We start from the raw sequence: 24,612 nt of genomic DNA, 5'->3' as shown, positions 1-24,612 counted from the left end.
CTTTTGTTTAAAACACTTTCATCCACTTTCCTTGTACCTTCATTACCAATTTTATTACGTCGCGTACCGCTCCGGCTCCTCCATTAAATGGTGATATGTAGTCTGCTATTTCTATTACCTCAGGCTCCGCATCTGAAGGACAGGCCTTGAGTACGTTCCATCCTTTCATTAAAAGTAAATCTGGAATATCATCTCCTATGTATAAGATTTCTTCAGGCTTTAAAGACCAATCCTTTAATAGTTTTTCAAAAACCAAAGGCTTGCCGTCTGTATTTACAGAAAGATGTATTTCATGAATACCCAAGCCCCCTAACCTTGTTCTAATATTTTCTTGCTTGCCGCCAGAAATTACGGCTGTTTTATATCCCGCTTTAATGGCCATTTGAACGGCATAGCCGTCTCTAACATTAAATACCCTGTCCACACCCAAATCTGTAACAATAAGCCTAGCGTCAGTGAATACACCATCCACATCAAAGACAAAGGTCTTTATTTTAGAAATCTTACTTCTTAGTTTTATATCCATAGCCACAAATATGACATTTTAATCGCTTATTCTTAAATTACATTTCACACTCATATACAAAAAAAGGTCGCCTCAATCGTGAAGCGACCTTTCTTTAAAATAACATTAATATTAATCTTCCAAAGCTGGGATTCTTAACACTTGACCTGGATATATTTTATCTGGATGTGACAACATTGGCTTATTAGCTTCAAATATCACAGGGTATTTCATGGCGTTGCCATAAAAAACTTTAGCAATTTTACTCAAAGAATCTCCCGAAACTACCGTATGAAACTTAGCTTCTTCTTTTGGCACTTCAACTTCAAGTAAATTATTCACAGAAGCTACTCCTTCTACGTTTCCAACCGCAATAGCGATCTTCTCAGCATCCACTTGCTCTGCCACCAAGCCCTCCAGAGTTACTACATCATCAGAAACTTTTACACTTAATTTCTTAAAAGGTAATGCTAAACCTTGAACGTGTGCTAGCAAAGCAGCCGCCTTTACTTCAGGTTCTTTCGCAGTTGAAGGAAATATTTTTTCACCTACGCCTTTAAAAAATGACATCAATCCCATAGTTTTTTGAATTTAGATTTATTAGTTTGAATATTACAAATATAAACTATTAGACGACAAAAAAAAGTTTGGTCACTGTAATCTCAATTGAAATATCGAAGTTTAACAATTCGTTATAATCCTTATAAAAAGAAAGAATATGAAAAACCTTAAATTCCTCATTGTATTACTATGCTGCTCTACACTTTCTTATGCCCAAAGCGATGAAGAAGGTATTCTAACTGCTGTCAACGATTACCTTAATGGCGGCACGAATGGAGACGTTTCACAATTTAAAAATGCCTTTGTTTCAGATGCTATCCAGCGTTCTATAGGTAAGAATGGAGCTGTCATAGGTATGTCCGTAGAAAATTTAGCTTCTAAGATTACACCGGGAAAAGCCATGTCTAGAGAAACGAGCATCCTTTCTTGGAGCTATGCTGGAATCGCTGCTACAGCCATCACTGAAACGGTATATCCATCTTCTAAAATCATTGACTTATTGAATCTTTTAAAGATAAACGATGAATGGAAAATAGTCAGTAGGGTATATTCTAGAATTGAATCTGATGAGGATCTAATTTCTTCTGCCGCAAACAACAAACCATCAAAAACTACAGCTACTGCAGCCAAACCTGCTGTTAAGAAGAAAGTTCAGGCTGTAGTAGATGATGGATGGTGAGAAATTACTTCAGAATATTCAGAAGATATTGTCCATAACCGGACTTCACTAAAGGTTGAGCAATATCTTCTAATTGTTCTTTAGAAATAAAACCCATTCTATAAGCCACCTCCTCTATACTTCCTATTTTTACTCCTTGGCGTTCTTCTATTACCTGAACAAACTGTCCAGCCTGCATTAAAGAGTTAAAAGTGCCTGTATCTAACCATGCGGTACCTCTATTCATAACACCTACATTAAGCTTACCTTTTTCTAAATAAACCCTATTAATGTCTGTAATTTCTAGCTCGCCTCTTGGAGAAGGTTCTATGTTTTTTGCAATTTCCACCACACTATTGTCGTAGAAATACAGCCCAGGCACGGCATAATTACTCTTAGGCTTTTCTGGTTTTTCCTCAATAGATACCGCTCTGAATTCTTTATCAAACTCCACTACACCATATCTTTCAGGATCATGCACTCTGTAGGCGAAAACAGTCCCTCCATCTGGTTCTGCACAAGATTGTAAGAGTTTGCTTAAACCGGAACCATAAAATATATTATCCCCAAGAATAAGAGCTACGCTATCCGTACCAATAAAATCTTCACCAATAATAAACGCTTGGGCCAAACCATCTGGACTAGGCTGGTCTGCATAGCTTAGCTTGCAACCAATCTGAGAGCCATCGCCCAATAATTTCTCAAAATGTGGGAGGTCATGAGGTGTAGATATAATCAAAATTTCCCTTATGCCAGAAAGCATCAAAATAGACAAAGGATAATAAATCATTGGTTTATCATACACTGGCATGAGTTGTTTACTCACAGCTAGTGTTAAAGGGTGCAAACGTGTTCCAGAACCTCCTGCTAATATTATTCCTTTCATTATTTCAATTTAATAGTGTTGATGAATTAGTTATACATTTCTTCATAATACTTCTGATAGTCACCAGAGGTAATATTTGAAATCCAATCCCAGTTATTTAAATACCATTCTACCGTTTTATCCAGCCCTTCTTCAAAGGTAACAGAAGGTTCCCAGCCTAATGTATTCATCAGCTTGGTGGCGTCTATGGCATACCTTAGATCATGACCAGCTCTATCTGTCACATAAGTTATTAATGCTCTAGAACTGCCCATTTCCTGTCCTAATTTCTTATCCATGGTGTCACACAAAAGATGTACTAAATCAATATTAGTCCACTCGTTATTCCCACCTATGTTAAAGGTCTCTCCCACTGCACCATTATGATAAATCATATCAATGGCTCTAGCATGATCTAAGACATAAAGCCAGTCTCTCACGTTTTCACCTTTTCCATAAACAGGTAAAGGCTTCTTATTTTTAATGTTATTAATCATCAGCGGAATCAATTTCTCAGGAAAATGATTTGGCCCATAATTATTAGAGCAATTTGAAATGACTACTGGTAAACCATAAGTACTGTTATACGCTCTTACAAAGTGGTCAGAACTTGCTTTTGAAGCAGAATATGGAGACCGAGGGTCATAGCTGGTATCTTCAAGGAAAAATGTTTCAGGGTCATGCAATTCACCATAAACTTCATCTGTAGAAACATGGTAGAACAACTTATCCTCAAAATTACCTTTCCAACTATTCTTTGCCGCGTTTAGAAGATTAACTGTACCAATGACATTAGTCATCACGAAAGCCATTGGGTCCGTTATAGACCTATCTACGTGAGATTCTGCCGCTAAATGGACCACTCCGTCAAAGGCATACTTTTCAAAAAGACTATCGATGTAACTCGCATCCACAATATCTCCCTTTTCAAAAATATAGTTTGGAGCATCTTTCAAATCTTTCAAATTCTCAAGATTACCAGCATAGGTCAACTTATCAAGATTAACAATGGTATAATCTGAATATTTATTCACAAATAATCTGACTACATGGCTACCAATAAAACCAGCTCCTCCGGTTATTAAAATACTTTTACTCATTTTTGTTTAGCTAGTTTGCACTCCCACCTCCATGCATCTCTTAATGCATCTTCAAGAGTTTTTTCAGTTTTCCAGTTTAATACTTTATTAGCCTTAGAGACATCACCGTAGATTTTAACGGTATCACCGTCTCTTCTATTTCCGATCGTATAATTAAGTTTTAAATCATTAACTTTTTCAAAAGTCTTAACCAATTCTAAAACGGAATTGCCTTCTCCTGTTCCGATATTAAAAAAGTCGAAGAAGTTATCCGGAGCAACATTTAAATATTCAAATGCTGCTACATGGGCTTTCGCCAAATCCACCACATGAATAAAATCTCTTACATTCGTTCCATCAATGGTATCGTAATCATCTCCAAAAATTGTCAAACTTTCTCTCAAACCTATAGCTGTCTGAGTGATATATGGCACTAAGTTTCCAGGAACACCACTTGGCAACTCCCCTATCTCGGCAGATTCGTGTGCTCCTACAGGATTAAAATACCTCAAAGCTACAAATTGAAAGTTTCCACCTGAAATTACGGCATCTTTTAAAATATCTTCTCCTATTGATTTAGTATTACCATATGGCGAGGTGGCAGGCTTTCTTGGAGTTAATTCTGTAACTGGCACTTCATCTGGCTCACCATAAACAGTACAAGAAGATGAAAACACCAACTTAGAAACCTTATGAGATTCCATAACCCTAATCAACTTGATGAGAGAGCCTAAGTTCATTTCATAATACTTTAAGGGGTTTTGAACAGATTCTCCCACAGCCTTAGCGGCCGCAAAATGAATTACGCCATCAATCTTATGTTGTTCAAAAACATTATTTAAGAAGGATTCTTCATTACAGTCTCCTTGTATAAAATCCACATCATAGCCGATAATATTCTTCAAACCAGCCAACACAGACTTATTTGAATTACTAAAATCATCAATAATAATGGGCTTGTGACCAGCAGCCACTAATTCAACAACAGTATGAGAGCCAATAAAACCAGTACCACCAGTTACGAGTATATTCATTAAAAAAACGTTTTGGCAAAAATAGGAAAGTTTTGAAATTAAGTTTGTTGTTTTCCGAAGACTTACTAAATTTCATCATCTAATAATCAGCTTATGTCAGAAAATGAAATCAACGCCCTAGTATCTCTCCTAGAAGACTCCGACGAAGAAGTTTCTTATCTAGTTGAAAAAGAGATCAAAAACCTCGGAGACGAAATTATTCCTTTTTTGGAAGAACATTGGGAAAAGAATACGCTTGACTCCCCAATTCAAAAAAAAATTGAGGACTTAATTCATGAATTGCAGTATGAGAATTTCTCTAGCCAATTATTGGAATGGAAAAAGTTCAGAAAGCATGATTTGCTAGAAGGGATGTGGCTAGTAGCCAAATATCAATACCCTGACCTTCAGTTTGAATCTTTAAAAATGGAAATAAATCAAATATACTTTGAAGCTTGGCTCCAACTTAGAGATGAAATGCATCCCGACGATTCCATTAAAATTCTTAATCATATTTTCTTTGAGAAATATAAATTCTCTGCCAATACCAAAAACTTTCATTCCCCATCCAACTCCTTAATAAATCAAGTTTTGGAGACAAGGAAAGGCAATCCTATTTCTTTATGCGTAATATACCTTTTGGTGGCTCAGAGGCTAGGCTTACCAATTTTCGGTGTCAACCTGCCTAGCTTGTTCATTTTAACATATAAGTCTTCCAACCTTAAATTCTACATCAATGTATTCAATAAAGGGCTAATTTTCTCAAAGGAGGATATTTCAGCTTACCTAAAACAAATGAAAATTGAAGAACAAGAAATGTTTTACGAACCTTGCTCAAATATTGAGATTGTTCGCCGTTCATTGCTAAACTTAATGGTGTCGTTTAAAAAGAATGCAGAATCTCAAAAAGTAGAGGAGATTAAGAACGTGTATGATCAACTGTTGGATTAAAATTCTAATTCAGAATTTCTTTAACCTTTACGATATTAAAAACAGGATGACTCTTTAGAAGATCTGTAAGGATTTGGGCATGTGCCGCACCAAAAATTATCAAAATCTTCTTATCTGTCCTTTCTAGTTTACTGTAAAGGTTTTGAAGAATTTTAAGATTTCGATGGTATTCCATAGATGTTAATTCTGCTCCTACACCATTGACGTCATTATCCATCCATGCCAGTACGTTAAAATATTGAAGAGCCCTTAAGCTTTCCTCTTCATTCATTTTAATCAAATGTTCATTAAGAGATAATTTCTTCCAAGAATCGTGTTCTTCAAGAAAGCCATGGAACGTAGCGGAAGCCAAAGTATTTGACTTGAAGAATTCCTCAAACTCTGGTTTTTTTAGGTTGACTTGGTTAGCATACTCCTTCCATTTACGCTCTACCATATCTGATGGCCACTGACCCAAAGCATCTGGATTAATGTAATTTATACAAATAACCCCATGTTCATTCTTTAATAAACTGGCGGTTCTTATACCAATTTGAAAAATCTCATTTTGAAGTATTGAAAGGCTTGAAGGAAAAACTTTCCGCTGATAATCCGTATAGACCTTATCCCAAAAATCTTGTGCCTCCGGAGTATTTTCAACAAAAATCTTGTCCGGTCTATAATCCGCTAACTTTTTCACCAAAGCTTTTAATTCCCGCTGCCGTTTGGGTTTTAGAATGTCATCATACTCACTGCTTTTAAAATCTGGGGTTTCTCCAAAGTGAAAGGTACCTAGTATCACAGCATCAATCTTGTTATGAGACTGAGCGTTCAAGAACTTAGGCACTGTCATTAAAAGAATAAAAATAATTCTTGTCATGGACATGAATTAACGTAAAAAAGCTGCCAAATGACAGCTTTTTTAAAATTTATGATTTGAATTTTTTAACCTACTGAACCTTCTAAAGAAATCTCAAGAAGTTTTTGAGCTTCAACAGCAAATTCCATTGGTAACTGGTTCAATACTTCTTTGGCATAACCATTGACAATTAATGCCACAGCAGCCTCTGTATCAATACCTCTTTGGTTACAATAAAAAAGCTGGTCTTCACCAATCTTAGATGTGGTAGCCTCATGCTCTACAGATGCCGTTGAGTTTTTAACCTCAATATATGGGAAGGTATGTGCTCCACACTGATCTCCTAGCAACATAGAATCACATTGAGAGTAATTTCTAGAATTGATAGCTCGTTTTGATATTTCTACCAAACCTCTATATGAATTTTGGCTTTTTCCAGCTGATATTCCTTTAGATACAATCCTACTCTTGGTATTTTTTCCTAGGTGAATCATTTTCGTCCCAGTATCCGCTTGCTGATAATTATTGGTAACGGCTACGGAATAAAATTCTCCAATAGAGTTATCACCTTTTAATATAACAGAAGGGTATTTCCAAGTAATAGCGGAACCCGTCTCTACTTGAGTCCATGAGATTTTGGAATTATTCCCAAAACACAGCCCTCTCTTCGTTACAAAATTAAAGACACCGCCAAGACCATTTTTATCTCCAGGATACCAGTTCTGAACCGTAGAATATTTCACTTCTGCGTTCTCTCCCGTGAAAATTTCTACCACAGCTGCATGAAGCTGATTTTCGTCTCTTTGAGGAGCAGTACAGCCTTCCAGATAACTAACATAAGAATTGTCATCTGCCACTATAAGCGTCCTCTCAAACTGACCCGTTCCCGCCGCATTTATCCTAAAATAAGTAGATAGCTCCATAGGGCATCTCACACCTTTAGGTATGTAACAGAAAGAACCGTCAGAAAAAACAGCCGCATTTAAAGCTGCATAAAAATTATCTTTAACAGGAACCACAGATCCTAAATACTTCTTTACCAATTCAGGGTGATCTTGGATCGCCTCTGACATGGAACAGAAAATAATACCTTTCTCTCCTAACTCTTTTTTGAAAGTTGTGGCTACAGAAACTGAGTCTATAACAGCATCCACCGCTACACCAGAAAGTCTCTTCTGCTCGTTTAAAGAAATCCCTAATCTTTCAAAAGTTTTTCTTAATTCAGGATCTACCTCATCCAAGCTATCAAGCGTCTTTATCTGTTTAGGAGCGGAATAGTACTTTATGGCCTGAAAATCAGGTTTTGTATAAGTTACATTAGCCCAATTAGGCTCAGTCATTTGTTTCCAAATTTCAAAGGCCTTCAAACGCCAATCTAACATCCATTCTGGCTCGTTTTTCTTCGCAGAAATAAACCTCACAATACTCTCATCAAGCCCTGGAGGAGCTTCATCTGCCTCTATATCCGTATAAAAACCGTACTTATAATCCGTGCCGGTAATCTCTTCCAGTAACTCTAAATCTTTTCTCATTCTTACTTGCTTAATGATATCACTCAGCAACTTAACATAAGCTTCGAGTAATATGTTCTCTAAATTAGAATTATTCTAACTAGAAATTTAAATTACTTGTCCAAATATCACATTGAGGTTAAATACCTCTCCTTCAAAGGTAATGGTAGTGGTTCCAGAAAAAGTTGCTTCTGTAACTTCCGTCAACACAAAAGATGGCTTATCAATAGTTCTACCTAGAAATATGAACTTATCAATCGTGATACTAGAATTATCTTGTGATAAGCTCCAAGTTGCTGCCAATATCTGATCAGGGTCACTTGGGTTACACTTTGTGGCTCCTTCCAAAAATTTATACGAAAAATCAGCCGATAAAACGATAACATTGTCCGTTATACAAGGGTTTTGGGAGGCTATAAGGTTTACTTCCAAACCACTTTGAGATTTCGCCGTCCCATCCTTTACCTTCCAAGATTTAGAACTATTATTGGTTAATAATTCAATTGTAGGTCTAGTCTCGGCAGGAACATCCGAATCTTTTTTACAACCCAAAATGAAAAGACCAACTAACAATAAAGCAAAAAATGTAGTTCTCATTATTTTAATTTAAGATATTCTAAAATATTATTGACAGCCACTTTTGAAGCATTTTCATCTCCAATAAGCAGCTTAAGTTTCTGATAATACTCCAACTGTTTTTCTTTCTTTTTAGTATCAAAAAGCAGCTCTTTTAAGTGACTTTTTATCATTCCAGAATTAAAGTTATCCTGAATTAACTCCGGCACAGCAGGCTTATCCAAAATAAGATTCACCAATGATATATACTTTATTTTTACCATCCTGCTTCCAATAAAATAAGTCAGTTTGTCAGCTTTATACACCACTATTTGAGGCACTCCAAACAATGCGGTTTCTAGTGTTGCCGTTCCGGATGTGACTATGGCAGCATCCGCATTTTGAAGAATCGAATATGTTTTATCGTAAACCAAAATTGAATTTGGGATGCAATCAAAGCATTTATAAAGCTCTTCATCAATCTCAGAAATAGCGGCCACCACAAAAAGCGTATGCTTAAACTGCCTTGCCACTTTCTTTAGTTCTGCGGATACCCTTTCAATCTCCTTTCTTCTACTCCCTGGCAAAAGTGCAACAATAGAATTATAACCTTCAGGAAGCTCATTTTTGAAATTCTCCTCAGACACAAAAGCATTTATTCTTTCAATCAAAGGGTTTCCTACATACTTTGTATTGATTTCCCTTTCGCTAAAATAGGTCTCTTCAAATGGCAAAATCACCAAAAGCCTATCCACATATTTCTTTATAGACTTATTTCTAGAAGCATTCCAAGCCCAGGTCTTAGGAGCAATATAATATATGACTTTAAAACCTTGTTTCTTAGCCCATTTAGCTATTCTAAGATTAAATCCACTGTAATCTATGAGTATCAAAACGTCCGGAGAAAAATCTAATATTTGCTCTTTGCAACCCTTAAATAGATTTCTAATCCGTCCAAAATGCATTAAGAAATCAAGTCCCATATAGGCTAGTTCGGCGTAGTTTTGGGTAACCTCTACCCCGGCATCTTGCATATCTGAGCCACCCCACCCTCTTATTAAAGCAGTGGCATCCTTACGCTTAAGCTCCTTTGCCAAATTGCCGCCATGGAGGTCTCCAGATTTTTCTCCCGCAATTATGAAATATTTCATAATACTACTCGCCAAAATATTGAGCGTAGTGATTTTCTGTTTCGTGAAGCTTAACTTCAAATAGTTTCACACCATACTTTTCTGAGAGTATGGGTTCTAATTGAGCCCAAATTTCTCTCGAAAATATTTCTGTGCTCGGCAGCTTGCCTTTTAAGAAATCGACATCCTCATTGAGATAGCTGTGATCTACCTTGTCTATAACCACTTCCCTCACAAGATCTTTTAGTTTCTTGAGATCCATTACGAAACCAGTATCTTCATCAATTTCACCAGTAACGGTTACATAAAGCGTCCAGTTATGACCATGAAGTCTACTACAAGGTCCAAAGACCTCGAAATTCTTCTCTTCCGACCACTTAGGATTAAAAAGCCTATGTGCCGCATTAAAATTCTCACGTCTTGTAATTCGAATCATTTCCACCTGAATTTCTGCAAAAGTAGCACTATTTTCCTATAACCCTTTTCACTATCGTATGTCAAAAAGACATTTTTATTCCAGCACTTGCCCATCTCCCCGGCTGTTCCACAAAACCAAACTCATAGTATTGATAATTGAGAATGTTATTTATGTCCATAAAAGCACTAAACCATTTCCTTTTATAATCAATTCTTGTATCCAAAAGATTTACTGGTTTGTAGCTCTGCACCTCTGATTTAGCATCCAAAGCAAAATCCCCCTCTCTCATTTTATAGGTATAATAAAGAGAAACATTTATGGATTTTGAAATACGATAAAAGGTACCAACTCCAAACTTATGTTTAAGAAAATTCAAGGTATAAAAAGATTGAAAGTTATCCTCTTTTCTATCCGCCACAAGATAAGCATAGTTTAATTGAACCTTCTGGAACCAGTTATTAGTATCCCCAAGCCTTTTAGCCACATTAAATTGACTTACCAATTCCAAACCGGCCATATTGATATTATCGATATTCTCCATGGTTGGCACATCTACATTTGGCCTTTTTATTTTATCAATAGCGTCCGTGGTTTTTTTATAAAAAACGGAGGCTGTCAAATTACTCCAACTATTAAACCTTTTAATTCCTAGTTCATAGTTAATCGCTTTTTCTGGAAGTAAATCTGGATCTGCTTTAACGGTAGATGTATTCAAGTAAAGCTCCGTAAACGTGGGGAAGCGTAACGATTTATTTGCCGTTCCATAAATGGAGACATTATCGAAAAGGGCGTAAGAAACATCAATTCCCGGATATATTTCAGTACCAAACTGCGAGTTGAAATTTATCAATGCACCACCCGAAACCAATAATTTATCCCAAGACTTTTGTTGCTCAAAATAACCACTGACATTTCGACGTGTCTTGGATTTAGAATAGAATATACCCGAATAATTTTTCACTTCTTTTGGGTTGGATAATTCATCGCCTAATCTATTACTTAAAATACCTTCCTCTCTCCATTCTACCCCTACTGAAGTGGCTCCAAAGTCAGACAAGTACCTCATTTTCCATTCCAAATCTATAACATTAGATTTATGAAAATTTACACTGTTTAGGGTCGTTGGGTCATCTAAATAATTATTGAAATCATATAGATCCTTCAGGTCTCTAATGGACACTATCAATGTCCCTGCTAAATTGTTTGAGAAATTATGTGTTTTGGTCAAGGCCAAAAATTTCGTATTGGTCTCTTCATATTGATCGTAAAACTTAGGGTGATAAAAGTTAGAAGCTCCAAACTCATTACCCATTATACCACCTTGTAAGGTCAAAAACCCATATTTATCCTGAATACTCGTTTTTGCATAAAGCGTGTTTCGGTTAAAAGCGGTATTATGTATAAATCCATCCGAATGAATTTTGGAAACAGAAATAAAGCTATCCATCCTCTTGCCTGAAAACCCTAGATTAGCATCCAATTTATACAATCCATTTTCGCCTCCAGCAATACCGACGCTAGAGACATTTTTCGCTGATTCTTTGGTAATGATATTTATAAGACCAGAAAAAGCATTGGGTCCATAAACCCTAGAAGCCCCACCTTGAACCACCTCTATTCTTTCAATCAACTCTATTGGGATTGGCAAATTAAGTGCATGATGGCCCGTTTGCGGGTCATTCATTTTAACGCCATCTATCAAAACCAAAGTTTGATCAAAGTGACCACCTCTGATACTTACATCGGACTGAACCCCAAAAGGAGACCTAGATCTTACATCTACATTAAGAGCATATTGTAGAATGCCATCTATCGTTTTCACAGGTGAATGTGATATTTCTTCAGCTGAAATGATAGAAACATTCCTAGCCGTTTTAATTATTTCAGACTGATGTATATTGGCAGAAACTTTTATTTCGGATAGATCAAGTGTTAAACTATCCTGACTAAAAGCATATTGACTCAAGAGAGTCATAAAAAGTATTTTACGAATCATAAAAATGTATTAAGTGAAATTTTAAAATCAAGAAACAACGTCTCGATTCCTTTCTTCACTACACATTTTACTCAATGCACGAAAATCAACCTTACCCGCCTCTGAATGCGGGATTTCATCCAACTCCTTAACAAAATTTGGAACCTTTGAACTTGGCAAGCATTCCCTAAGAAAAGCCGTCAATTCCTCCTCATTATTCCCTAAAGCAAATTTATTGGCCGTAAAATATAAGCTGAGCCTTCTATTTATCTCATCCTCCACCAATACCGCTAACTCTACAGAACTAAACGATAGGGCTATATTTTCAATCTCTTGGGCATAAATATTTAGAGCCCGCCTATTGAACATTCTACCAGCTCTACCTTTTAATATTAGTCTATCTCCCTCGTCAAAGTATCCTAAATCATCTACAGTACCTTTGTTTTTATATTGTCCAGATACATAAGGACTTTCTACTGTAACCTTTTCATCCTTAACGCTCACTTTCACTTGAGGAAATGGCTTACCTACCGAATGGGGATAATTATAAATATCACTACCTTGATGATAAGTAATATGACCTAACTCGGCAGCACCATAATATTCCGTCAATTTGGCATTTGGAAAAACATCTACTAGTTCCATAGCGGTTGTAGAATTCAGTTTTTCGCCAGCGGTAACAATAGATTTTATACCATTATTTGCTCCGCTATCTTTTACCAATAGCCTGCAGTGAGAAGGAACAAGAAAACAGGAAGTAACGCCCTCATTTAAAAATTGGTTACGCCATTTTTTTGCACATTTTAACTGGCCCAAAACCAGCGTACCCCCCAACCACAAAATATGCAAAGCAGCGTTAAGATTAGCAGAATAGGACAAAGCATCCAACACAAATACTTTATCTGAAGCTGAAATCCCAAATACCGAACTTTGATATTCAAATGCTTTCTCCCAATTATCGTTGGTCTTCCAAACTCCTTTTGATTTACCTGTACTACCTGAAGTTAGTATTCCTATAAAGGATTTTTCGGGGATATCTTGGTCTCTAATTTCCGAAACTCTGCTTTCTGGAAAATCGTAAGGCATGACTAAAACTGGTTCATTAGAAAGGTTTTTAGCCAATACCTGAACTATCGTTTCAACTGGATTATCATTAAAAATAAAAGTGGCGTTTTCTGAGCCACTTTCATTACTCCTTCTTCTTATGGCCATCGCAAGTTCCCGATAAGACAGAGCTATCCCATTAAAGATGATCGCATCTTTTTCTGGGAATAAATCTGAAACTTTTAAGACCTTGTCTACTATCACATTACATTCTCTATCAAAACTGCGGCACCGTATCCTCCGGCTATTCCAGCAGAAACTAAACCATATTTCTTTCCTGTAAGTTTCAAACCGCCTATTAAATTAATGATATTCAATGCACCTGAAGCTGCAAAAGGGTGTCCCATTGCTAAATTCCCACCCATAATATTTACTCGATTAGGATCCAAACCAAAATGGCTTATTAAAGATAATGGCTTACATGCAAAAGACTCATTAATTTCAAAGAGGTCTATATCGCTGGAACTCAAAGCATTTTCATTCATTAAATTTTCTGCCGCTAAGATACATCCTTCTGGTGCCATATTAGGATCAAGTCCTATGATATGAACGTCCATAACTTTTGCCAAAGGTTTCTTTCCTGTGCTTTGGTCTATTCCCCCTAAAAGTAATATGCCAGCCCCGTCATGATAATCTGCGGTATTTGTTCTGTCTATTAACTTATGGGTTTCCAAAGTCTTAAAAAAGGACAAATCCAATCCCTTCTTTATGGTTTGATCTATTTCCAAACATTCTTTAAAGGGAAGAACATGTGCTTTATAAAAATTTGATTCACTAAACTTAAGGCTCTTTAAATGACTCTCTACGGTCCATTTCGTCATGTCATCCTTACCAATATGGTATTTTCTCGCCAGGTTCTCAGCTGCCTTTCTAAGCCCTATTTCGTTTCTTGGAGAAAAATTAGCCGTACCTATATGCTTTTCTTCTATGAATCGAGGATCTCTATGATGATATGTTCTAAATGGCATAAGAGAATTGCTCTCTATTCCGCCCACTAAAACCATGCTATCTGAAGAACTTAACATAATCTTTCCCAAACCCTGTTTAAGGGCTTGATATGAACCGCCACATTGTAAGTCCACTGTAGAGGCTAGCACGGAGTCTGGCAACAAACTTTCCAATGCCGCGTATCTGGCCATATTACCCATGGTACCAATACTGTTCCCCAAAATCAGTTCTAATTCTATATTCCTAAGACTATTTCTTTCAATCAAGTTGTCAATTAGAAAAGCAGCCAAACTTTCACTTAAAACATTTTTATACATCCCCCCCTTTTTTCCAGAGGGGACTCTTACTGCATCATAAATGAAAAAATCTCTTTGCATATTTCAAGCGAATATAGGGCATAAAAAAAGGCCGACCATTTGGTCGACCTTGATTTTCTTTAAGTACAATTAATACTTGTAAATCTTTTTAGATATTTTTTGGTCCCCCGTAAATATCACTACTTGGTAAGCACCAGGTGCAAATCCAGACACATCTAAAGTTAATTCTCCATTTTGGAAATCAACACTTTTGCTAAGGATTCTTCTGTTGCTCTGGTTATAAATAGAAACTGTTCCCTGCTTAGCGTTATCTACTCTTAAATTAATAGCGTCAACAGTAGGGTTAGGATAAACATTAACCACACCTACAGTACCACCATCAGTTGCTGCAGCTATTTTGAAAGAAGCCTTAGCTAAATCTGAGTTTCCAGCACTATTTACAGATCTTACTCCGTACCAATACGTTTTACCTGCTACCACACTAGCGTCAGTAAACATAGTTACATTCATTCCTGTCTCACCTATTTTAACCCAAGTAACACCTGCGTCTTCAGATTTTTGAACCTCAAAACCACTCTCATTATTAGAATCATCTAACCATGTTAAATACGCTGCTCCATCTTTATTTACAGCATTTAGGTTAGAGGGTGCATTAGGTTCAGAAGTAAAACCTGGAGTTACCGTAGCAGACTCAGAATAATCAGAATCACCATAAACATTAAAAGCTTTTACTCTGAAAACATACGTTACGCCAGCTTGAGTGGGCTTGTAATAAAATATAGCAATGTTTGGTTTTATTTTACCAATAATTTTATAATCACCAGCACCTACTTTCACTTCTACTATACTTCCATCTTCGTCATTAGCATACTCATTCCAAGTCACTAAGATTTCATCCAATCCTAAATGGTCTTTCTGTGCTTTAGCTCCTAAGTCTACAGGTGTAATAGGAGGTCCTAAAGTGGTTGCTGAAACTTGTCTTTCACCATAACCACGAAGCTTATGAAAATCATTATAAGCCGACAGTGTAATCGTCACTTTGGCCTTCATAGGAAGTCCCGTAATGGTGTAAGAAGTGGCATCTTTATAAGTGGCAAATATTTTATTCTCAACGGTACCGTCTCTTTTCTCGATTTGAACGAAAAGATTAATTTCATTACGAATCTTATTCAAACAAGGATAATCTTCTTGACCATTCAGCCATGACACCGTCATAGAGCTAGAAGTAATATCGTAAGGATCTGTAATATTATAAGGACCATCAGGAGCTAGATAAGCAGGTGTTCTGATGTTTAATGCCTCAGAATTTCTTATTCCAGTCTCATTTCTAGTAAGAATTACGAAACTATAATTTACGCCTGGATTTAATCCAGTTATTGTAAAAGTTCCTGTACCTGGTAATCCCGTTCTTATTATAACACCGTTCATCTTTAACTCTAATTCGTCAAATTGACTTATATCAGCAAAAGTAAAATCGACAGTCACTTTTTCAGGACAAAGATCTCTGTAAGTAAAACTTGTTGGTTGTGGCGGTAAAGCTCTATTCGTTTTAACGGTAATCGTATTACTTACTTTGTTATTATCTCCATTATATGCTTGTACGTAAATCTGATAAAATGAATTAGCATCCAGACCTAAAATATTAACCACTTGTTCTGGAGACGACAATGTCAACGTTCTATTAAGTGTAAAAGAACTAGCTCCAACTTTTTTAATGTAAATTTTATATCCATCTTCTCCTGTTACAGCATCAACAATATTAATGGTAATAGAACTTTGAGTCTTATTTTGCTCTGTTATTGAAGTTGATCCTGTTAATGCAGTATATGTATATGTAGAACTCATTGCAAATGGCGACTCTTCTACAGTAGATATAATCTTGACCCTATATTTATAGGTAGAGCCATCAACTAAACCTGTAACAGCTAGCGTATAATCCGTTTGACCTGTTGTAGCATAAGCCACATCAGCTCCCGCTGACACCCAGCCACCTCCATTAACACTTACCTCTATAACAAATTTAGCAGTCCCTTCACTTAGCAGTAAGGACGATTTACCGTACACCCACGATACTTTTCCATCCACACCAGTTCCATTTGTTTGGAAACCAATCTGAGTCGGGGGATCAGCAAAAGTAGCTGCAGCCAAGGCAAGTGAGCTTGACCAAGCAAAAAGAGCAAGGAAAACCAAGGTTATTCTCTTGGTTAACACGTAAGTATAATTTTTCATTTAAGAGCTTTTTATTTTATGGATATTGTAAAGATATATGTTTTAAATGGGCTTGTAAAAGCTTTTCTCACTAAAAGTACGGAAAATTATTTTACGGTTTAAACCGCAACTTCAATTCATCCAGCCATCAGTAGTTTACGTGACTCTACGGCGGCTCTTACATCATGCACCCTAAGTATACTAGTACCACTTAATAACGCAACTGTATTTAGAATGGTGGTACCATTTAAGGCTTCTTCTTGAGTTATGCCTAACTTCTTCCAAATCATACTTTTTCTTGACAAGCCGATTAAAATTGGAAGTTCTAGTACTTTAAAAATATCTAATTCATCCAATAAATCATAATTCTGACGTACTGTTTTTGCAAAACCAAGGCCAGGGTCTATAATAATATCTTTAATGCCTAAACGGTTTAATTGAACGCACTTCTTTTGCAATTCTAAAAGAACCTCCTTGGTGAGGTTGTGGTATTGGGTTAAATTATTCATGGTTTGTGGGGTTCCTCTCATATGCATTAATATGTAGGGCACATTTAAAGCGGCCACTGTTTCAAACATATTTTCGTCCAAGTTCCCTCCCGAAACATCATTAATAATGTGAGCACCTGCCTTTACCGCTACCTTCGCCACTTCAGCCCTAAATGTATCTATTGAGATAATAATGTTTGGGGCAACGGATCTTATGTTTTCAATAACAGGTAAAACCCTATCAATTTCTTCCTGAACACTCACTTCTAAAGCCCCTGGACGAGTAGAATACCCCCCAACATCCAGCATGTCGGCCCCTTCTTCATACATTTTAGAAATTAAGTGGTCTAAAGCATCCTTAGAAGACACCCTGCTCTTTTCATAAAAAGAATCTGGCGTTGCATTTATTATCCCCATTATTTTAGGAATACTAAGGTCTATGATACGATCTCCCGCATTTATCCAGTTTTTCATTTTGATAAAGAAAATGGCTTCGCAATATTCAATTTAGAGACATTTATTTGCCTTATTTTTATAGCTTTGCAAAGCAACAAAAAAACGCTCCAATACCAAAACATGCAAGAAACTCAGAAAGAATACAAAAGCATTATTACCAAATGCCAAGATATATTTTCAAAGAAAAACCTTGATTATGGTACTTCATGGAGAATACTCCGACTGCCTTCCATAACCGACCAGATTTTCATTAAAGCACAAAGAATTAGGACGCTTCAAGAAAATGGGTTCTCAAAAGTAGACGAAGACCAGGTTTCTGAGTTTATCGGAATCATAAACTACTGTGTTATGGCTTTAATTTTGATAGAAGAAAATGGGACTAGCTCTTCGGACTTGCCATCTGCCTATCAGAAGGAGATAGATCAAGTTATGGAGCTTTTATTTAACAAGAATCATGACTACGGCGAAGCTTGGAGAGATATGCGTGTAAGTAGTATGACCGACATCATTTTGATGAAACTTTTAAGAATAAAGCAAATTGAAGACAATGAAGGTAAAACCTTGATTTCTGAGGGCGTTAAAGCCGGCTATCAAGATATTATCAACTATGCCGTTTTCTGTTTAATACACTTACAGAACAAAACAAACAAAGCATGAAATTAATTGCAAACATTGCAAGAGTCCTTGTGGGCTTAGAATTTATATTTTCCGGATTCGTAAAGGTGGTAGACCCCTATGGCACCGGCCTTAAATTTCAAGAGTATTTTGAAGTATTTGCTGCAGATTTACCGGCATTCTCTGGTTTGTTTGAAATCTTAGCCAGCCAAAGTCAAATACTATCCCTTATTTTCTGTGCATCAGAGTTGGTGCTTGGGGTTGCTCTTTTGTTTTCATTCAAAATGAGAAAAACAGCTTGGATAGTGTTGGCACTCATGGCATTTTTCACATTCCTTACATTCTATTCTGCTTTTTTCAATAAAGTAACCGACTGTGGTTGTTTTGGAGATTTCTTAAAGCTGAAACCATGGCATTCTTTCTATAAGGATATTATAAGCTTAGCGGTTATTTTGGTTATCTTTTTTAATCGTAAGCGTTATAGAACAGCACCTTTTGCCAAAACCGCTACGATAGTTGCCACAGTTGTGGCGTTCGGAATAGGACTTTATGCCAAAAGATATCTTCCGCTCTTAGATTTCCTTCCTTATGCTAAAGGCTTAAGCCTTCCTGAGCAAATGAAACCTACTGGAGTAAAACCAATCATTTCCTACAAGTTTTATGACAAGGTAAATGACGAAAAAGTGGAATCTCTTGAATATATTATGGATACCACTCGGTATAAATATGTCTCTTCTGATGTTCTTAATGAAGATCAATTGAGGCCCAAAATCACAGATTTTGGCGTTACCGATATGGATGGAAATGAGTTTACAGAAGATGCTTTTATGGGTAAAAAGCTTTTTATTATCATTAAGAAATTTGACAAAATCAGTACCGAAGAACTTAAGGAAGCCAAAATGTTGAGTGAAAAACTCAAAGAAAATGACATCCAAAGCATGCTGTTAACTTCAGCAATTATATCGGACATAAAAAGTAGCTTTAAGGAAAACCTCCTTCCTGCTAAACTTTTTAATACGGATGAGAAGGTTTTAAAAGCTATGGCCAGAACAAATTCCGTTTTGATTTTGTTGGAAGATGGCGTGGTAAAAGGAAAGTGGAGCAGCCACAATATTCCTAACCAAAACAAGGTTTTAGAATTATTAAACCATTAATCAAGTACAACGACAAAGATTTAAAGAATGACCACTAATATTTATATGTTAGGAATGCCTTCGTCAGGCAAAAGTACCTTAGGAAGAAATTTAGCGAAAGAACTCGATTACGATTTTGTAGATTTAGATCGAAAGATAGAGGTAAGTGAAGGAAAACTAATTGAAGAAATCTTCAGACTAGAAAGTGAGGAGTATTTCAGAAAAAAGGAATCGGAGCAGCTAAAAAAAATTCCCCGAGATAGCAAATTAGTTATAGCCTTAGGAGGTGGCACTCCTTGTTACTTCGACAACATGGCTTATATAAAAGAAAGTGGTATAAGCATATTTCTTAATGTATCTCCTGACAAACTAGAGGAAAGAATACGTACTTCCAGAAGAAATAACAGACCCATGTTTAAGCTGGAGAATGAGAATCTTCTGGATACTTTAACAGCAACCTATAACGACCGGATAGACATCTATAAGTCTGCTTCCATCATCATAGAAGGCGATACAGATGCCCATACTATTCTTTGGATACTGGAAGCCCAGTTTCCAAGAAATCAAAACTAGATCGGGTTTCAAAAAAAGAGCCGTTTTCATTGAATGAAAACGGCTCTTTTGCTTTTATATTCTATTGAACTCACTGACGACCTTTATTTAACTCGTCTTGCCAATTTTTCAATTCATCCCATTTTCCATCCCGAGCCAAAGCTGCTTGAGTTGGCCAAGTAGTAGGATCATGCATCTGAAACCTAGAACCTGCTTCTGAAAGGATATTTCTCAAAGTATCTGACGAGGCCGCAGCCAGATCCGCAAACGTATAAATGCCTGCATTATGACACAAGCCTTCTATTTTAGGGCCAATACCTTCAACCACTTTAAGATCATCTTTCTTAGTAGGCTTAGGAGCCATTGAGGCCACTGGCGTGCTTACACCCACCGCTGCCGCGGCACCTGCCGCAACTCCAGCAGTAGCCGCTGCAATTTTAGCTTTTTTGCAGTCTGCCAAATCTGTTTCTAACTTAGCTATCGTAGTTTTATAACCATCTACATTAGCACTTCCAGAAACCTTGCTTTTCCTGCATGCTTCAAGCTCTCCTTCCAAGAAATTTATTCTATCTTGAAGTTCTGAGGCATGTGATTTATATCTGTTTATCTGATTCTGAAGCCACCACCATAATAACAATAATGGTATTATACAAAGTAAAAATATATCCCAAGGGAAATTTGTAATTAAACATTCAATATTTTCCATCTCTTTATTCTGATTTTTAATTCGTGATTATTCTGCCAATCTGATGGTGGCTCTTCTATTTTGTGCTCTACCCTCAGGAGAATCATTAGAGGCTATTGGGCTTTTCTCTCCCATTCCAGAGGTAATGATCTGCGATGCCTTAAAGCCTTCTGAGACCAACATTGTCTTCAGTAGTTCTGCTCTTTGTACAGAAACACGTTGATTGGTTTCATCGCTACCTTCACTGTCGCTATGTCCAACAATACTCAGGCGTTTATCGGGGTAAGATGCCAAATACTTTTTAGACGTGGCTAGAAAATTATCAATTTCCGCCGTTCGAGAAATGCTTGATTTTGCAGTTTCGAAATAAACGTCTAGCGGAGTAAAAAGAAGTTTTTCTTCTTCTGTCATCTTCATCTGTACAGTATCTTCTGCCAATTGGGCAGTATCATCATCAGTCAAGCCATCGGATGATTCCATGGGAATCACTATCGCGGTACTATGACCGTCATAATCTCCTACAGAACAATGGGGTTTACGCTGACAATTCCAAAACCAACTATACAGAAGAGCCCACAACAAAATAAGAAGTGGAATCAAGAATCTGTTCATGATTGTCAAGGGGTTTAAGGTTTTAAAAAAAAGCCAATGGTGAAAGCTTCACTATCAGGCTTATAAATATACAATTATCACGGACAAAATGACACCCACCTAAAAAAAAACAGGTCAAATTCTCGTGAATGGAGAATTCGACCTATAAATTTTATGAATAAGATAATACTTATCTATTCATTGTCAACAAAAACTCTTCGTTGCTCCTTGTTCCTCTCATTTTACCTAAGAGAAACTCCATAGCCTCCATAGCATTCATGTCTGCAACATATTTTCTTAGCAACCAAACCTTATTCATTTCATCTTTATGCATCAGAAGGTCTTCTCTTCTAGTACCAGATGTCATAATATCAATAGATGGGAAAACACGCTTATTAGCCAATCTCCTATCTAATTGAAGCTCCATATTACCAGTACCTTTAAATTCTTCAAAGATAACTTCATCCATTTTTGACCCAGTATCTATAAGAGCCGTAGCTATAATAGTTAATGAACCTCCATTTTCAATATTTCTGGCAGCACCAAAAAATCGTTTCGGCTTGTGAAGTGCTTTAGCATCTACCCCTCCAGATAATATTTTTCCAGAAGATGGCACCACTGTATTATGGGCTCTAGCCAGTCTTGTGATAGAGTCAAGAAGAATAACCACATCATGACCAGACTCTGTCAATCTTTTGGCTTTTTCGAGCACCATTCCTGAGACTTTAACGTGCTTATCCGCAGTTTCGTCAAAAGTAGAAGAAATAACCTCCGCTCTTACGCTTCTAGCCATATCTGTTACCTCTTCAGGACGCTCGTCTATTAATAAAATAATAAGATATATTTCTGGATGGTTTCTTGTTATGGCATTGGCTATCTCTTTTAAAAGTACCGTTTTACCAGTCTTAGGCTGTGCCACAATCATTCCTCTTTGTCCTTTCCCAATTGGAGCAAAAAGATCCAACACCCTCGTAGACATAATATCTGGCTTGGTGCTCAACTTAATTTGTTCCTCAGGAAACAAAGGTGTTAAATACTCAAAAGGAACTCTATCTCTTATTTCTTCAGAAGTTTTTCCGTTTACAGAAATGACTTTCAACAGAGCAAAATACTTCTCACCATCTTTCGGAGGTCTTACGGTTCCATTAATGGTGTCTCCAGTTTTAAGGCCAAACAATTTTATCTGAGATGGAGAGACATAAATATCATCTGGGCTAGCCAAATAATCGTAGTCTGGAGATCTTAAGAAACCGTAGCTCCCTTCAGACATTATTTCTAATACCCCTTCATTATCTATAAGACCGTCAAATTCTTTAATCAAATTATTGAACTGACGTTTTATTCCTTTAGAATAGTCATCTCTCTTTTTCTTTTCTACAGGATCTATTTCTTCCTCTTCCTCATCGTCGTTAGATAACCCTAGATCCTCATCTGTAATATCTGGAATTTCTTCCTCTAAATCCGAAAGGTCTATATCATCATAATCATCGTTAGAGCTCGAGTTAGAAATATCAGACTGGTGGTCTCTTGAGTCTTTCTCTGAGGGAGCAGAAACAGGAGCTTTTCTATCCGAAACGGGTCTATCTGAAACAGGATTCTTATCTGGGGTTGGCCCATCACTCCCCCCTCTCTGAATTCTTTTTCTAGTTCGTGGCCTCTTTTCAGATGTAGCTTCTTCACTAGATCCATCGTTAGACGCTGGAGTAGCTTTTGAATCCGAGGAATTGCTTTCTAGAATTTTATCAACTAAACTTTTTTTATTTAAGCCCTTGATATCTATTTTCAACTCCGTGGCAATAGTCTTAAGCTCTGGCAAAAGCTTCACCTTTAATTCCGATTCTTGGTACATGTAAATGATTTTAAAATAAGACGGGATGGTATATCAGTACAAACTGACCCAAACACATTCTTTGAAACTTAAGTTAAATTTGATTTCAAATTAATTTGATGATATCGGTTATTGCTGAAATTGATTTTAAGAAAAAATAGCAACTCCCTAATTCTTGAGACGAAACCTCCGAGGTCTTTTGGATTCCGTTGCAATGTTAAAACGAAAAAAAATAGAAGTCAATATATTTCTATAAAGATTTTCATTAATATCCATAAAAATCATAAAATTCCCTCAAAAACTCTTTTTGCAGGACCTTTTAAGAAAATCTCACTGAAGCTCTCATCATCATTAATGCTAAAAGATACATTTAGCTCCCCTCCTAGAGTAAGGATATTAATAGGTGAAGAACACCCATCTTTCACATATCTGTCTAACGCACATGCCGTAACTCCAGTACCGCAGGAGTAAGTTTCTGCCTCTACTCCTCTTTCGTATGTACGTACTTTGATACTATTCTCGTCCAGCACTTCCACAAAATTCACGTTAGTGCCTCCTTCCGAAGTCCAAAAAGTATTATTCCTTATGGCCGCACCTTCCATGTCTACATTATAAGCATCTAGCTGGTCTATATATTTTACGACATGCGGAGAGCCTGTATTATAAAAACGAAGTCCATCCTTTAAAGTTACCTTCATGGTATCGGTCATTTTTAATGATACCACTTCCTCCTCCACAGAAGCTTCATGCACACCATCCACTGCCATAAAAGTAGTTTGTTCCTCAAAAACACCTAAATCATGAGCAAATTTAACAATGCACCTTCCGCCATTACCACACATACTTCCTTCTCCTCCATCTGCATTATAATAGACCATTTTGAAGTCATAGCCTTCTTGGTTCTGTAACAAAATCAAACCGTCTGCTCCAATACCGAACCTTCTATGGCAAAACTTTTCAATTTCCGCTTTAGAGAAGTTAAATGTCTGCTCTCTATCATCTATTAAAATGAAGTCATTTCCAGTACCCTGATATTTATAAAATTTCATAATGCTAAATTACGATTCTCCCCTAAATAAATTACAAAAAAAGCCGCCTTATCAAGGCGGCATTTTCCAACACAAATTATGAAAAAGCTATTACTTATATTCTTAAATATTTTATTTCTGTTCTCTAATTTTAGCCGCTTTACCATGCTTACCTCTTAGGTAATAAAGCTTAGCTCTTCTCACTTTACCTCTTCTTAGTACCTCAACTTTCTCGATACTAGGTGACAAGATAGGGAAAATTCTTTCAACACCAATGCCATTAGAAATTTTTCTAACAGTAAAAGTTTCACCATTTGTTCCGTAATTCTTTCTCTGAATTACAGCACCTTGGAATACCTGAATACGCTCCTTGTTACCTTCTGTGATACGTACGTGAACATTAACTGTATCTCCTGCTTTGAATTTTGGGTGCTCAGTTTGTTCTCCGGCGAGCTCCTGCTCAACCATTTTAATTAAATCGCTCATTGTAATCTTTTATTATTAAATTTTTACATCTAAAGAAAGAGGCTGTTGATCAGGAATAATTACAGCGTAACTAGAAATAGGCTGCAAAGGTAATCTTATTTTCGATATTTTCAA

At 36.6% G+C, this 24,612-nt stretch carries 25 protein-coding genes; 5 read left to right on the top strand and 20 right to left on the bottom strand.

The genetic code is table 11. The features are described from left to right. Window positions 1-7: 7 nt before the first annotated feature. Both ACSBFT_RS23215 and lysM read right to left on the bottom strand, forming a co-directional pair. Window positions 8-526: a KdsC family phosphatase gene (locus ACSBFT_RS23215; protein ID WP_489602637.1), complete on the bottom strand. Its 519-nt coding sequence runs from the start codon at window positions 524-526 to the stop codon at window positions 8-10. A gap of 111 nt (window positions 527-637) precedes the next feature. Next, window positions 638-1,084: a peptidoglycan-binding protein LysM gene (lysM, locus tag ACSBFT_RS23210; protein ID WP_463046584.1), complete on the bottom strand. Its 447-nt coding sequence runs from the start codon at window positions 1,082-1,084 to the stop codon at window positions 638-640. A 139-nt stretch (window positions 1,085-1,223) separates the two neighbouring features. Here lysM and ACSBFT_RS23205 point away from each other — a divergent pair, with 139 nt between their 5' ends. Next, window positions 1,224-1,745 carry a nuclear transport factor 2 family protein gene (locus ACSBFT_RS23205; RefSeq protein WP_489602636.1) on the top strand — a complete coding sequence of 174 codons (522 nt, stop codon included), beginning with the start codon at window positions 1,224-1,226 and terminating at the stop codon, window positions 1,743-1,745. Between the two features lie 4 nt (window positions 1,746-1,749). On the opposite strand, the gene rfbA is transcribed toward ACSBFT_RS23205, so the two are convergent. The 3 genes from rfbA to galE are packed head-to-tail and all read right to left on the bottom strand — an operon-like array spanning window position 1,750 to window position 4,702. Further along, complete coding sequence (rfbA, locus tag ACSBFT_RS23200; RefSeq protein ID WP_489602635.1) at window positions 1,750-2,610, bottom strand: glucose-1-phosphate thymidylyltransferase RfbA; 861 nt, start codon at window positions 2,608-2,610, stop codon at window positions 1,750-1,752. Between the two features lie 26 nt (window positions 2,611-2,636). Beyond that, window positions 2,637-3,689: a dTDP-glucose 4,6-dehydratase gene (gene rfbB, locus ACSBFT_RS23195; RefSeq protein ID WP_463046587.1), complete on the bottom strand. Its 1,053-nt coding sequence runs from the start codon at window positions 3,687-3,689 to the stop codon at window positions 2,637-2,639. After that, complete coding sequence (gene galE, locus ACSBFT_RS23190) at window positions 3,686-4,702, bottom strand: UDP-glucose 4-epimerase GalE (RefSeq protein ID WP_489602634.1); 1,017 nt, start codon at window positions 4,700-4,702, stop codon at window positions 3,686-3,688. Before galE ends, rfbB begins: the two co-directional genes overlap by 4 nt. A gap of 93 nt (window positions 4,703-4,795) precedes the next feature. On the opposite strand from galE, the gene ACSBFT_RS23185 reads away from it, so the two are divergent. Then, entirely contained in the window at window positions 4,796-5,632 is an 837-nt protein-coding gene (locus ACSBFT_RS23185) for a transglutaminase-like domain-containing protein (protein WP_489602633.1), read from the top strand. A gap of 4 nt (window positions 5,633-5,636) precedes the next feature. On the opposite strand, the gene ACSBFT_RS23180 is transcribed toward ACSBFT_RS23185, so the two are convergent. From ACSBFT_RS23180 to folP, 10 genes are all read right to left on the bottom strand, one after another. Then, the gene (locus ACSBFT_RS23180; protein WP_489602632.1) at window positions 5,637-6,491 is read right to left on the bottom strand and encodes a DUF5694 domain-containing protein; all 855 of its coding nucleotides are present in this window, start codon (window positions 6,489-6,491) and stop codon (window positions 5,637-5,639) included. A gap of 65 nt (window positions 6,492-6,556) precedes the next feature. After that, window positions 6,557-8,002, bottom strand: coding sequence for a Fe-S cluster assembly protein SufB (sufB, locus tag ACSBFT_RS23175; protein WP_463044915.1), 1,446 nt, complete (start codon window positions 8,000-8,002; stop codon window positions 6,557-6,559). A gap of 87 nt (window positions 8,003-8,089) precedes the next feature. After that, window positions 8,090-8,578, bottom strand: coding sequence for a hypothetical protein (locus ACSBFT_RS23170; RefSeq protein ID WP_489602631.1), 489 nt, complete (start codon window positions 8,576-8,578; stop codon window positions 8,090-8,092). Then, window positions 8,578-9,687, bottom strand: a complete 1,110-nt coding sequence (lpxB, locus tag ACSBFT_RS23165) for a lipid-A-disaccharide synthase (RefSeq protein WP_489602630.1) — start codon at window positions 9,685-9,687, stop codon at window positions 8,578-8,580. The genes ACSBFT_RS23170 and lpxB overlap by 1 nt, the downstream gene beginning before the upstream one ends. A gap of 4 nt (window positions 9,688-9,691) precedes the next feature. Further along, window positions 9,692-10,102, bottom strand: coding sequence for a 6-pyruvoyl trahydropterin synthase family protein (locus ACSBFT_RS23160; RefSeq protein WP_463044918.1), 411 nt, complete (start codon window positions 10,100-10,102; stop codon window positions 9,692-9,694). A gap of 61 nt (window positions 10,103-10,163) precedes the next feature. Continuing rightward, a complete protein-coding gene (locus ACSBFT_RS23155; RefSeq protein ID WP_489602629.1) occupies window positions 10,164-12,080 on the bottom strand; it encodes a TonB-dependent receptor plug domain-containing protein in 1,917 nt (638 codons plus the stop codon). Window positions 12,081-12,107: 27 nt separating this feature from the next. Further along, entirely contained in the window at window positions 12,108-13,367 is a 1,260-nt protein-coding gene (locus ACSBFT_RS23150; protein WP_489602628.1) for an AMP-binding protein, read from the bottom strand. Further along, the gene (locus ACSBFT_RS23145; RefSeq protein WP_489602627.1) at window positions 13,364-14,488 is read right to left on the bottom strand and encodes a thiolase family protein; all 1,125 of its coding nucleotides are present in this window, start codon (window positions 14,486-14,488) and stop codon (window positions 13,364-13,366) included. The genes ACSBFT_RS23150 and ACSBFT_RS23145 overlap by 4 nt, the downstream gene beginning before the upstream one ends. Before the next feature lie 69 nt (window positions 14,489-14,557). Further along, on the bottom strand, window positions 14,558-16,657 hold the full coding sequence (locus ACSBFT_RS23140; RefSeq protein WP_489602626.1) for a T9SS type A sorting domain-containing protein: 2,100 nt from the start codon (window positions 16,655-16,657) through the stop codon (window positions 14,558-14,560). Between the two features lie 116 nt (window positions 16,658-16,773). Continuing rightward, window positions 16,774-17,598, bottom strand: a complete 825-nt coding sequence (folP, locus tag ACSBFT_RS23135) for a dihydropteroate synthase (protein ID WP_489602625.1) — start codon at window positions 17,596-17,598, stop codon at window positions 16,774-16,776. 102 nt (window positions 17,599-17,700) lie between these two features. Here folP and ACSBFT_RS23130 point away from each other — a divergent pair, with 102 nt between their 5' ends. Genes ACSBFT_RS23130 through ACSBFT_RS23120 form a run of 3 tightly spaced genes read left to right on the top strand, consistent with a single transcriptional unit; the run spans window position 17,701 to window position 19,901 of the window. After that, complete coding sequence (locus tag ACSBFT_RS23130; protein WP_463044924.1) at window positions 17,701-18,237, top strand: DUF1599 domain-containing protein; 537 nt, start codon at window positions 17,701-17,703, stop codon at window positions 18,235-18,237. Continuing rightward, complete coding sequence (locus ACSBFT_RS23125; RefSeq protein ID WP_489602624.1) at window positions 18,234-19,349, top strand: BT_3928 family protein; 1,116 nt, start codon at window positions 18,234-18,236, stop codon at window positions 19,347-19,349. Before ACSBFT_RS23130 ends, ACSBFT_RS23125 begins: the two co-directional genes overlap by 4 nt. A gap of 27 nt (window positions 19,350-19,376) precedes the next feature. Continuing rightward, window positions 19,377-19,901 carry a shikimate kinase gene (locus tag ACSBFT_RS23120; protein WP_463044926.1) on the top strand — a complete coding sequence of 175 codons (525 nt, stop codon included), beginning with the start codon at window positions 19,377-19,379 and terminating at the stop codon, window positions 19,899-19,901. Window positions 19,902-19,971: 70 nt separating this feature from the next. Here ACSBFT_RS23120 and ACSBFT_RS23115 read toward each other — a convergent pair whose 3' ends face one another. The 5 genes from ACSBFT_RS23115 to rplS all read right to left on the bottom strand — a co-directional run bounded on the left by ACSBFT_RS23115 (window position 19,972) and on the right by rplS (window position 24,498). Next, the gene (locus ACSBFT_RS23115; protein WP_489602623.1) at window positions 19,972-20,586 is read right to left on the bottom strand and encodes a hypothetical protein; all 615 of its coding nucleotides are present in this window, start codon (window positions 20,584-20,586) and stop codon (window positions 19,972-19,974) included. A gap of 27 nt (window positions 20,587-20,613) precedes the next feature. Further along, window positions 20,614-21,177, bottom strand: a complete 564-nt coding sequence (locus tag ACSBFT_RS23110) for an OmpA family protein (RefSeq protein WP_489602622.1) — start codon at window positions 21,175-21,177, stop codon at window positions 20,614-20,616. A 169-nt stretch (window positions 21,178-21,346) separates the two neighbouring features. Beyond that, entirely contained in the window at window positions 21,347-23,005 is a 1,659-nt protein-coding gene (rho, locus tag ACSBFT_RS23105; protein ID WP_463044929.1) for a transcription termination factor Rho, read from the bottom strand. 260 nt (window positions 23,006-23,265) lie between these two features. Further along, window positions 23,266-24,033 (bottom strand): diaminopimelate epimerase, encoded by a 768-nt coding sequence (gene dapF, locus ACSBFT_RS23100; RefSeq protein ID WP_489602621.1) that lies wholly within the window; start codon window positions 24,031-24,033, stop codon window positions 23,266-23,268. 111 nt (window positions 24,034-24,144) lie between these two features. Next, complete coding sequence (gene rplS, locus ACSBFT_RS23095) at window positions 24,145-24,498, bottom strand: 50S ribosomal protein L19 (RefSeq protein ID WP_463044931.1); 354 nt, start codon at window positions 24,496-24,498, stop codon at window positions 24,145-24,147. Between the last annotated feature and the right edge of the window lie 114 nt (window positions 24,499-24,612).

It is taken from the genome of Arcticibacterium sp. SM2516, from assembly GCF_057914865.1.
Note: the sequence above shows the minus strand (reverse complement) of the source record. Positions and strands in the feature narration are given on the sequence as shown.